Annotated in this window: 10 protein-coding genes; 9 read left to right on the top strand and 1 reads right to left on the bottom strand. The window is 64.8% G+C overall.

What is annotated here, in order from left to right:
• Positions 1 to 188: 188 nt before the first annotated feature.
• The 9 genes from JV551A3_RS04645 (at position 189) to JV551A3_RS04605 (ending at position 8,938) form a co-directional block, all read left to right on the top strand.
• On the top strand, positions 189 to 419 hold the full coding sequence (locus JV551A3_RS04645) for a PP0621 family protein (protein WP_046617024.1): 231 nt from the start codon (positions 189 to 191) through the stop codon (positions 417 to 419).
• A 225-nt stretch (positions 420 to 644) separates the two neighbouring features.
• On the top strand, positions 645 to 1,409 hold the full coding sequence (locus tag JV551A3_RS04640; RefSeq protein WP_133970188.1) for a FadR/GntR family transcriptional regulator: 765 nt from the start codon (positions 645 to 647) through the stop codon (positions 1,407 to 1,409).
• Positions 1,410 to 1,499: 90 nt separating this feature from the next.
• Positions 1,500 to 2,702: an ABC transporter substrate-binding protein gene (locus JV551A3_RS04635; RefSeq protein ID WP_133970187.1), complete on the top strand. Its 1,203-nt coding sequence runs from the start codon at positions 1,500 to 1,502 to the stop codon at positions 2,700 to 2,702.
• Between the two features lie 65 nt (positions 2,703 to 2,767).
• On the top strand, positions 2,768 to 3,628 hold the full coding sequence (locus tag JV551A3_RS04630; protein ID WP_039614952.1) for a branched-chain amino acid ABC transporter permease: 861 nt from the start codon (positions 2,768 to 2,770) through the stop codon (positions 3,626 to 3,628).
• Between the two features lies 1 nt (position 3,629).
• Positions 3,630 to 4,649, top strand: a complete 1,020-nt coding sequence (locus tag JV551A3_RS04625) for a branched-chain amino acid ABC transporter permease (protein ID WP_133970186.1) — start codon at positions 3,630 to 3,632, stop codon at positions 4,647 to 4,649.
• Positions 4,649 to 5,401 (top strand): ABC transporter ATP-binding protein, encoded by a 753-nt coding sequence (locus tag JV551A3_RS04620; protein WP_133970185.1) that lies wholly within the window; start codon positions 4,649 to 4,651, stop codon positions 5,399 to 5,401. The genes JV551A3_RS04625 and JV551A3_RS04620 overlap by 1 nt, the downstream gene beginning before the upstream one ends.
• Complete coding sequence (locus JV551A3_RS04615; protein WP_133970184.1) at positions 5,401 to 6,096, top strand: ABC transporter ATP-binding protein; 696 nt, start codon at positions 5,401 to 5,403, stop codon at positions 6,094 to 6,096. Before JV551A3_RS04620 ends, JV551A3_RS04615 begins: the two co-directional genes overlap by 1 nt.
• 153 nt (positions 6,097 to 6,249) lie before the next feature.
• Positions 6,250 to 7,527: a Zn-dependent hydrolase gene (locus JV551A3_RS04610; RefSeq protein ID WP_133970183.1), complete on the top strand. Its 1,278-nt coding sequence runs from the start codon at positions 6,250 to 6,252 to the stop codon at positions 7,525 to 7,527.
• A gap of 1 nt (position 7,528) precedes the next feature.
• Positions 7,529 to 8,938, top strand: a complete 1,410-nt coding sequence (locus tag JV551A3_RS04605; RefSeq protein ID WP_133970182.1) for an amidase — start codon at positions 7,529 to 7,531, stop codon at positions 8,936 to 8,938.
• Between the two features lie 114 nt (positions 8,939 to 9,052).
• On the opposite strand, the gene JV551A3_RS04600 is transcribed toward JV551A3_RS04605, so the two are convergent.
• Positions 9,053 to 9,290, bottom strand: a 238-nt coding sequence (locus JV551A3_RS04600; protein WP_133978382.1) for an NAD(P)/FAD-dependent oxidoreductase, incomplete at its 5' end; no start/stop codon positions are given.

Here is a 9,290-nt window from a genome sequence, read left to right as displayed (position 1 = left end):
CGAGAACGGTGACCCGATCGTGCCGGAAGGGCCGAAGGAAGCCGAGAAGGACCGCTCCTGGTTCAGCTACATGACCTTTGGTCTGTTCGACTGATACGCAGCGGTACATGAAAGGGAGGCCTTGGGCCTCCCTTTTTTATTAGCCGCGCCCTAGACTGTCGGCTTCTCAAACCGACAAGCTGGACACCATGGTTCGCCTACTTTTCTGGATCGCCCTGATCGCCGCCGCGTTCTGGCTGTGGCGCAAGTTCAAAGCCAGCCAACAGTCGCACCCCGAGGCGAAGCTGGATGCGCCGCTGAAGATGGTGCGTTGCGCCCATTGCGGCGTGCACCTGCCCAATGACCGGGCGCTGCAACAGGGCAACGAGTGGTATTGCAGCCAGGCGCACCTGCAGCAAGGCCCCGGCCGCCAGAACTGAACACAGTAACCTGTGGGAGCGGGTTCACCCGCGAATGCGTCGGTAGCTTCACTGCAGCATTCGCGGGTAAACCCGCTCCCACAGGTTGTGCGGTGAATCCCAACATCACTTATCCCTCCCCGACCCTTTCGCACCATTTGCGACCCCTCCCCGCCGCCAGCATTGACCCACCCCGGCAAAACTCGCTAAATCCTATTTATCCGCATAAATATGAAAAATAGCGAAATGCTCAAACCCAAACGCAAGCGCCAGAAGCTGTCCGATGTGATCGTCGAATCGGTAAAGCGCTCGATCGTTACCGAAGCGCTGCACCCTGGCGACCGCCTGCCCACCGAGCGTGAGCTGATGGAGCATTTCGAATGCTCCAAGGGTACCGCCCGCGAAGCGCTCAAGGCCCTGGAGGTCGAGGGCCTGGTCAGCACCCGCACCGGCCCGAGCGGTGGCGCCTACCTCAACGAAGTCGGCACCGAACCTGCCAGCCGCGCACTGCGCAACTACCTGCACTTCCAGCACCTGGACGGCGAACAGGTGTACCAGTTGCGCAAGGTCATCGAGGTGGAGCTGGCGGTGTCGGTGATGGGCAAGCTGAGCGAAGCCGACTACGCCGCGCTGCAGGCCAACATCGACTTCTGCAGTGCACCGGAGGACAGCGAGGAAGGCCAGCGCGAACAGCGCCTGGCGGAGCTGGAGTTCCACACCCTGCTGGCCGACCGCTGCTCCAACCCGCTACTGCGTTTCATGGCGATATTCCTCAACGACCTGCTGCGCGACCTGGTAGTGCTGAAAAAAGCCTACCTGCCCAAGCGCCAGCAATTCGCCGCTGCCAACATCGCCTACCACAAGCAACTGCTCACCGCCCTGCGCGCCAGTGACGAGCCCGCCGTACGCCGGCTGATGCACGAACACATGTGCGACGCCGAACACCACATGACCGCGCTGGAAGGCGAGGTTGCCCGCAACTTCCTGCTGGAGTTCGAACACCACCACTGATCCGCCTGGAAAGAGGCCTGCACACAGGCCCGGCCGTACCCGCTTTGTCATTGCCACTCCTGCCTAATAACCACAACCAAGGAGTTACTCATGCAAAGACGTACCCTGCTCAAGGCAGGCCTTGCCCTGGGTGCCTTAGGTAGCCTCCCCCTGGGGGCGCACCGGGCATTCGCCGACCAACCGTTGACCTTCTATGGGCTCAAGTCGATGTCTGGCGCGTTTGCCAGCTACGGGAAGTACGCCGATATGGGCTCGCGCCTGGCTATCGCCGAACACTCGCAACTGCTCGGCCACCCGCTCAAGTACAAGGTCATCGACACCGAAGGCAACGCCGGCAAGGCGGTGCGCAAGGTGCAGGAAGCCATCGGCCAGGATGGCGCACGCTTCTTCCAGGGCTGCACGCTGTCGTCCTCGGCCCTGGCGGTGTCGAAGGAAATCCACAAGGCCGGCGGCGTGTTCATGACCCCTGTCGGCGCCGATGAAATTACCGGCAAGGACTGCAATGCCTCGACCTTCCGCTGGTCGGTGCCCACCTACGGCGCCATCCGCGAAACACTGGTGCCGATGAGCCGCCAACTCCCTCAGGCCAAGCGCTGGTACACCATCACCCCGCAGTACGTGTTCGGCGATGCCCTGCTGGACAATGCCCGCAAGGTGTTCGCCGAGCTCGGCGTGGAACACATCGGCAATAGCTACCACTCGCTGCAGGAGCAGGAGTTTTCCGGCTACCTGACCAACGCCATCGCCGCCAAGCCCGATGTGCTGGTGCTGCTCAACTTCGGTAGCCAGGCATCAAATGCCCTGCGCCAGGCAGTGAACTTTGGCATCAAGGAGCGCATGAAAGTGCTGATGGTGTGGTCCGCCGGCCTCGACCAGTTCCAGGAGCTGGGCAGCGACGTGCTCGAAGGCGTGTACCTGGGCGCGCAGTATTGGCACCAGGTCGATACACCACTGAACAAGCAGCTGGTCGCCGCCACCCGCAAGGCCTATGGCATCAACCCCAACTACCCGCTGGCGGCCGACTACATCGGCACCAAGGTCATGCTCGAAGCCATCATCAAGGCCGGCAGCCTGGATGGCGCCGCGGTGTCCGCGGCGTTGCAGGGCATGCGCTTCCAAGGCCCGACCGGTGAAGAACTGATCCGCCCGGGCGACCACCAGGTGCTCAAGGACTACTACCTGCTGCGCGGCAAGCCCCAGGGGCAGATGCGCGATGAGGACGACCTGGCCGAAGTCATCAGCTCGGGCCGCTCGTTCGTCGAAGTCGACCACACCGGTTGCGCCCTGGCCTGAAGCCGCGGCGTCAGTCACACACACTCGTACAGGCAGCCGCACCGCGCGCTGTCGAGGGCACGCTCATGCTCGATTTGTACCTGTTCCAACTGCTCAACGGCCTGGGCCTGGGGATGATCTACTTCCTCATCGCCGTGGGCCTGACGATCATTTTCGGCCTGCTCAACTTCGTCAACTTCGCCCACGGCGCGTTTTTCTTGTTGGGGGCCTACCTGTGCTACACCGCCGTGGCCATTACCGGTAATTTCTGGCTTGCCCTGCTGATCGCACCATTGGTGGTGGCGGCGCTGGCCTGGGCGGTCGAGCGCCTGCTGATCAAGCGCATCTACCACCTGCCGCACACTTTCCAGATCCTCGTCACCCTTGGCATCGCGCTGATCATCCAGGAAGCCTCGGTACTGATCTGGGGCCCGGTGGGCAAGAACATCGCCGTGCCACCGGAGCTGCGCGGGGTGCTGATCGTCGGTGACTTCATCTACCCCTACTACCGGCTGTTCCTGATCGGTTTCGCCGCGCTGATCGGCCTTGGCCTGTGGCTGCTGCTGGAGCGCACCCGCTTCGGCGCCCTGGTGCGGGCCGGTAGCGAAAGCACCGAAACTGTGTCGCTGCTGGGCACCAACATCTTCCGCCTGTTCTCTCTGACCTTCGCCTTGGGCGTGGGCCTGGCCGGCGTGGCGGGCGTGCTGTTCGCACCGCTGCGTGGCGCCCAGCCCTTCGTCGGCCCGGAAATCCTCGGCATCGCCTTCGTGGTGGTGGTGATCGGCGGCATGGGCTCGTTTGGCGGTGCACTGGTCGGCGGCCTGCTGGTGGGTGTGGTGCAAAGCATGATGACCAGCCTCTGGCCGCAAGGCGCCAGCCTGATGATCTATGGCGCCATGGCCGCCGTGATCCTGGTCCGTCCCTATGGCCTGTTCGGGAGAGCCTGAGATGAGCGATAAAAACCCATTGCCAGTCGCCAAGGGCCGCGCCCCGGCCCTGCTGTTGCTGGTGGTCGCCAGCCTGGTGGCGCTGCCGCTGCTGCTGCCATCGGCCACCCTGGCCACCGAGATCCTGATCTTTGCCCTGGCGGCGCTGGCCTGCAACCTGCTGCTCGGCTACACCGGCCTGCTGTCGTTCGGCCAAGGCATCTTCTTTGGCGTGGGCGCCTATGGCGCGGCGCTGCTGATGATCCACCTGCAGTGGGGCATGTTCGCCGCGCTGCTTGGCGCCGCCGTGTTCGGTGCCTTCCTGGCGCTGCTGGTAGGTGCCTTGGCGATCCGCCGCACGGGTATCTACTTCGTCATGCTGACCCTGGCCTTCAGCCAGATGGCCTACTTCCTGGCCTACACCCTCAGCGGCTGGACAGGCGGTGACAACGGCCTGCTCGATGTGCCCCGGCCCAACATCGAAATCGCCGGCCATGTGCTGGTCGACCTGGCCGACCCACGGCACTTCTACGTGTTTGTCGCGGTGCTGTTCCTGCTGATCTTTGCCGGCGCCCTGCGGGTGATCCGCTCACCATTCGGCAGCACCCTGCTGGCCATCCGCGAAAACGAGACCCGCGCCGCAGCCATCGGCTACGACACCCGTCACTTCAAAATCCTGGTGTTCATGCTGTCGGGTGCCATCACCGGTATCGCCGGGGCGCTGTACGCCATGCTGCTGCACTTTGCGCCGCTGTCGAACATTGACCTGATGATGAGCGAGAACATCCTGATCATGACCATCGTCGGTGGCACCGGCTCGCTGTTCGGCTCGCTGCTGGGGGCCGGCGCCATCGTGTTGCTGGGTGATGTGCTGTCGGAGCTGTGGCCGCGTTGGCTGATGCTGCTGGGGGTGATCCTGATCCTGGTGGTGGTGTTCATGCGTGGCGGCCTGTGGGGCGGCCTGGCAGAACTTGGCAAGCGCCTGCTGGCTAACCGCAATGCCGATGACAAACCCCAGGCCAAGACCAAGGAGACCCTGTGATGAGTGACTACCTCTTGGAAACCCGCCAACTGGAGCTGGCCTACGGCCCGTTCAAGGCGGTTGCGGGTGTCGACCTCAAGGTTCGCGCCGGCTCCATCCACACCATCATCGGCCCCAACGGCGCCGGCAAGACCAGCCTGTTCCACTGCCTGACCGGCGAGCGCCAGGCCACCGGGGGCAAGATCCTGTTCAACGGCCAGGACATCATCCGCAAGCCGTCCCACGGGCGCGTGGCGCTGGGCATGGCCCGTTCGTTCCAGCTCACCAGCCTGTTCCAGAACCTGTCGGTGCGCGAAAACCTGCGCCTGGCCGCCCAGGGCCGCGATGGCCTGGGTGCGCTGAACTTCTGGCGTAGCGTCGAGCACAAGCGCAGCCACTGGAACACTGCCGACCAGGTGCTGGAGCGCCTGAAGCTGACCGCCCGCGCCGAGACCCTGGCCGGCGAGTTGTCGCACGGCCAGCAGCGGGTGCTGGAAGTGGGCATGTCGATCTGCGCCAAACCTACGCTGCTGATGCTCGACGAACCCACTTCGGGCATGGGCATCGATGACATCCCGGTGATGACCGACCTGATCAGCGACCTCGGCCGCGACCACACCGTGCTGCTGATCGAGCACAACATGAGCATCGTCATGTCGATCAGCCAGCGCATCACGGTGATGAGTCACGGCCAGATCCTGGTCGAGGGTACCCCTGAACAGGTGCGCAACGACGAGCGTGTCCGCACCGCCTACCTTGGAGAGGCCGCCTGATGCTCAACGTCGATTCGATCCACTCCTACTACGACAAGAGCCATGTGCTCGAAGGCGTCTCGCTCAAGGTCGAGGCTGGCGAACTGGTGACCCTGCTGGGGCGCAACGGCGCGGGCAAGACCACCACCCTGCGCAGCATCCTCGGCATCGTCCGCCCACGGCAGGGGCAGATCAGCTTCAACGGCCAGCAGCTGGTCGGCCGCGAAATCTTCGATATCGCCCGGCTCGGCATTGCCCTGGTGCCGGAGCACCGCGGCATCTTTCGCCAGCTCAGCGTTGAGGAAAACCTGAGGATTGCCACACGCAAGGACAGCCGCTGGCAGTTGGAAGACGTGTACAGCATGTTCCCACGGCTGAAGGAACGGCGCCGCAACGGCGGTTTCGCCCTTTCCGGCGGCGAACAGCAGATGCTGGCCATCGCCCGCGCCCTGCTCAACGGGCCGAAGCTGCTGATCCTCGACGAACCGACTGAAGGCCTGGCCCCGGTGATTGTCGACGAGCTCGTGAAGATTTTGCGGCGGATCAAGGACGAAGGCCTGTCGATCCTGCTGGTGGAGCAGAACCTGATGGTCTGCGACGCCTTGGCTGACCGCCATTACGTGCTGGAGCAGGGTCGGGTTGCCTATCAAGGCAGTGCGGCGCAGTTCCGCGAGGACCCGAGTGTCAAGAACCGTTATCTGGCCCTTAGTGCCTGATACAGGCCTCGTTTACCTGTATTGGCCTCTTCGCGGGTAAACCCGCTCCCACAGAGACCTCACTGTCTTCAGGCCGGTGATATCCCTGTGGGAGCGGGTTCACCCGCGAAGAGGCCGGCACAAGCAACCCAGTACTTTCAGGAGAGATGAACCATGAACACCCGCATCGATCCCTCGCAACACCTGCTCGGCCAGGGCCCGCTGGTCAGCCGCGAACGCCTCTGGCAATCGCTGATGGACCTGGCCCGGCTCGGCGCCACCGCCAAAGGCGGCGTGTGCCGCCTGGCCCTGACCGACCTCGACCGCCAGGCCCGCGATCTGTTCGTGCGCTGGTGCGAAGAAGCCGGTTGCACGGTCAGCATCGACGCCATCGGCAACATTTTCGCCCGCCGCCCCGGCCGCAACCCGGCGCTGCCACCGGTGATGACCGGCAGCCACATCGACACCCAACCCACCGGCGGCAAGTTCGATGGCTGCTACGGCGTCATGGCCGGCCTCGAGGTGCTGCGCACCTTGAGCGACCTGAACCTGACCACCGAAGCCCCGCTGGAAGTGGTGGTATGGACCAACGAGGAAGGCTCGCGCTTCCCGCCATGCATGATGGGCTCGGGGGTGTTCGCCGGTAAGTTCGGCCTGCAGGAGACCCTGGCCAAGGTCGACGACAAGGGCCTGTCGGTAGGCGCGGAACTCCAGCGCATTGGTTACGCCGGCCCGCGCGTGCCCACCGGGCATGCCGTCGGCGCCTACTTCGAGGCGCATATCGAACAGGGCCCGGTGCTGGAAGACCAGCGCACCACCATTGGCGTGGTCCAGGGCTGCCTGGGGCAGAAATGGTTCGACCTGGTACTGACCGGCGTAGAGGCCCACGCCGGCCCCACCCCGATGCACTTGCGCAAGGATGCCCTGGTCGGTGCCGCCGAGGTGGTGGCTGCGGTCAACCGCGTGGCGCACGCCCACCAGCCGCATGCCTGCGGCACAGTCGGCTGCCTGAACCTGCACCCGGGCTCGCGCAATGTCATCCCCGGCCAGGTGCAGATGACCATCGACCTGCGCCACCTCGACCCCGAGCACCTCGCCACCATGGTCAGCGAAGTACGCGCGGCCATTGAAACCAGCACGGCAAGACACGGGTTGAGTTTCGAGCTGACGCCAACCGCCGACTTCCCGCCGCTGTACTTCGCCGAGCAGTGCGTGGACGCCGTGCGCCAAGGCGCGCGGGAGCTGGGCCTGAGCCATATGGATATCGTCAGCGGCGCCGGCCACGACGCAATCTTCCTCGCCGAGCTGGGCCCGGCCGGGATGATCTTCGTGCCCTGCGAGGGCGGCATCAGCCACAACGAAATCGAAAATGCCGCGCCACAGGACCTGGCCGATGGTTGTGACGTTCTGCTGCGCGCCATGTTCCAGGCCGCCAACCCGGGAGCCCGTTGAGATGACCCAGAAAACCGCGATTGGCGAGTTCACCGCCGTCGAACTGCTCGAGCTGTATCAGCGCCGCCAACTGTCACCGGTCGAGGTGATCGACGATGTGCTGGCGCGCATCGACCTGCACAACCCGGCGGTCAACGCCTATTGCCATGTCGACGGCGAAGGTGCCCGCGCTGCCGCCCGCGCCAGCGAACAGCGCTGGCAGCGTGGCGAGCCCTGCGGCCGGCTGGATGGCGTACCCGCCTCGATCAAGGACCTGACCCTGACCCGCGGCATGCCCACACGCAAGGGCTCGCGCACCACCTCGGGCGCCGGCCCGTGGGAAGTCGATGCGCCCTTCACGGCCTTCATGCGCGAAGCCGGCGCTGTATTGGTGGGCAAGACCACTACGCCGGAGTTCGGCTGGAAGGGGGTAACCGACAACCCGCTGTACGGCATTACCCGTAACCCCTGGGATACCCGGCTGACCGCCGGCGGCTCGTCCGGTGGTGCTGCGGCGGCAGCCGCGCTGAACCTGGGTGTGCTGCACCAAGGCAGCGATGCCGGCGGCTCGATTCGCATCCCCTGCGCCTTTACCGGCACGTTCGGCATCAAGCCGACCTTCGGCTATGTACCGCAATGGCCTGCCAGTGCCATGACCGTGCTGTCGCACTTGGGGCCGATGACGCGCACCGTCGACGATTCGGTACTGATGCTCGACTGCGTCGCCCGCCCCGATGCCCGTGACGGACTAGCCGGCGCACCCAGGCAGGCGCCGTGGCTGGGCCAGGAGCGGGACCTGAGCGGCCTGCGCATCGCCTACAGTGCCAACTTCGGCTACATGCAGGTCGATCCGCAGGTCCAGGCATTGGTGGCCCAGGCCGTGCAGCGCCTGGCACGGCTGGGCGCACAGGTTGTAGAAGTCGACCCGGGGTTCGGCGACCCGCTGGAGACGTTCAACACCCTGTGGTTTGCCGGTGCGGCGCGGTTGGCCAGTGCGTTCAGCGATGAACAGCGGGCGCTGCTTGACCCAGGGCTGCGCTGGATTGCCGAACAGGGAGCGCGAATCAGCCTTGGCGAATACACCCAGGCCCTGGAGGCACGGGCAGAGTTGATCGCCAGGATGAATGCCTTCCACCAGCGCTATGACGTGCTGGTATCGCCGATGCTACCGCTGGTGGCATTCGAGGCCGGGCACAATGTGCCGCCTGGGTCGGGGATGGCGCAGTGGATGGAGTGGACGCCGTTCAGCTATCCCTTCAACCTGACTCAGCAGCCGGCGGCTTCGGTGCCGTGCGGGTTCACCCGCGAGGGGTTGCCGGTAGGGCTGCAGGTGGTCGCCGGGCGCTATGCCGATGAACAGGTTCTGCGGGTGTGCAAGGTGTATGAGCAGCATTACCCTAGCCGGCACTTGCAGGCACCTATTACTGGCTGAATTCCCTACTGGCCCCTCCGGCCCTTTCGCGGGTAAACCCGCTCCCACAGGGCTCGCACGGTTTTCGAAACCTGTGATGTACCTGTGGGAGCGGGTTTACCCGCGAAGAGGCCCTCAGCTCAAGCGCCCGGCTGGCGCATACGGCGCCGGGTCAATGATCGGCTCTGCCCCGGTCAACAGGTCGGTAAACAGTTGGCACGAAGCCGGCGCCAGCACCAGCCCGTTGCGGTAATGCCCACAGTTCAACCACAACCCCTGATGCCCCGGCAGCGGCCCGATATACGGAATACCTTCCGGCGACCCCGGCCGCAGCCCGGCCCANTGCGCCACCACCGTGGCCCCTTCGAGCTCA

The sequence above is a fragment of the Pseudomonas inefficax genome, from assembly GCF_900277125.1.
In the GTDB taxonomy this organism is placed as follows: Bacteria; Pseudomonadota; Gammaproteobacteria; order Pseudomonadales; family Pseudomonadaceae; genus Aquipseudomonas; species Aquipseudomonas inefficax.
The sequence above is the reverse complement of the archived record's forward strand: the minus strand, read 5'-3'. Positions and strand labels throughout refer to the sequence as shown.